The sequence below is a fragment of the Corynebacterium sp. AOP12-C2-36 genome, from assembly GCF_052379185.1.
Lineage (GTDB): Bacteria > Actinomycetota > Actinomycetes > Mycobacteriales > Mycobacteriaceae > Corynebacterium.
This window is the reverse complement of sequence record NZ_JBQSYJ010000057.1, coordinates 1-1,388: the sequence shown is the minus strand read 5'-3', so window position 1 is coordinate 1,388 and position 1,388 is coordinate 1. Positions and strand designations below refer to the sequence as shown.

Sequence of the window (1,388 nt, the reverse complement as noted above, 5' to 3'; positions counted from 1 at the left end):
GCTCTTCGTGATTCAGAGTGCATTGATCCGGTCCTGCAGCTGCCCGGAGTGAATCATTGACCGCAAGATGTAGTGGTCCAGGTTCCTGAACCCCAAGGCGATGCCACGAAGATGCTCCAACCGTCCATTGATGGCCTCGACCGGGCCGTTCGACGCGCCGACGTCGAAGAACGCCAGAATGTCATCCCGCCGGCGCCACAACGTCCGACCCAACTGCGCCAACTCCTCGAGTCCCTTCGGTAGTCCCTTGCGCAACGCGTTGATCACCTTGCTCATCAACTTCCGGCCCTCCTGCTTCTTGGGGTGCCCGTACGCGCTGATCAACTCCTGGTAGAACCCCCAGGTCACCTGCAGGGCGACGTAGTCGTCATCGGTGGCCCACAACAACTCCAGGCGTTGTCTCTGCCGCTCAGTGAGGAAATCGGTTCTGGTCAGCAGGGCCCGCCGGTGCTTGTACAGTGGATCGTTCTTCCGCCCGCGCCGGCCGGTCGTTTCGCGCTGCAGGCGTTGCCGACACCCGGTGAGCTTGTCGGCGGCCAGGTGGATGAGGTGGAACGGGTCCATGACTTTCCTCGCCGCGGGTAGGGACTGGTCCACGGCGGTGGCGTAGCCAGTGAACCCATCCATCGTCACGACCTCGACGGCGTCCCGAAAGCCCGGTTCGCGCTCATTCAGCCAGCTCTTCAGCACTTGTGCACTGCGGCCAGGCTGCATGTCGATCAGCCGGGCCGGGCCGGACCCGTCGACCAGCGGGGTCAGATCCACCAGCACCGTGACCATCGAGGACGGCTCCCCGGGCCGGCGGGTGTGCTTCCAGACGTGCTCGTCAACCCCGAGGATCCGCACCCCGGACAGATGGCCCGGATCAGCGTAGACGAGGCTGCGGGCCGCGGTGACGGCAACACTGTTGACCAGCTGCCAGCCCACCCCGAGAGCCTTGGCCGTCGCGGTGACACTCATTCGGTCGACCGCGAGGCGCTGGAGGATCCAGCGGGTGACCCGGTGGGTCATTTTCGCTCCATCGTCGGCGCACGGCAGCGAGGCCTGGAAGATCTTCCGGCTGCAGGTGGGGTTGGTGCACGTGAAGCGGGGAACCCGGACGTGCAGGCGGATGGGGAACCCCACGACCGGGAGGTCGACGAGGCGGCGTTGGACATGATCTCGTTTTGTCCCTGGGGTGGAGCAGTCCGGGCATGTGTCGGAGATGTCCACTGGGGAGGCGTTGATGATGGTGAGGGCGCCGACGTCAGCGGCGTCGGTGATGGTCAGTCCGATTTCTGCGGTGCGGCAGATGGTGTCGGCGACGAGGTTGCCAGTAGGGTTCACGGTAGGGTCCTGGTTCGGTCAGATGTCAGTGTGGTAACTCTCATCTTGTACCGGCCAGGGCC

General features: G+C 64.7%; 1 protein-coding gene. It reads right to left on the bottom strand.

The window, feature by feature from the left end; all coding sequences use genetic code 11:
* Positions 1-12: 12 nt before the first annotated feature.
* Positions 13-1,326 carry an ISL3 family transposase gene (locus ACT3UN_RS16415; RefSeq protein WP_444657651.1) on the bottom strand — a complete coding sequence of 438 codons (1,314 nt, stop codon included), beginning with the start codon at positions 1,324-1,326 and terminating at the stop codon, positions 13-15.
* Positions 1,327-1,388: the final 62 nt, after the last annotated feature.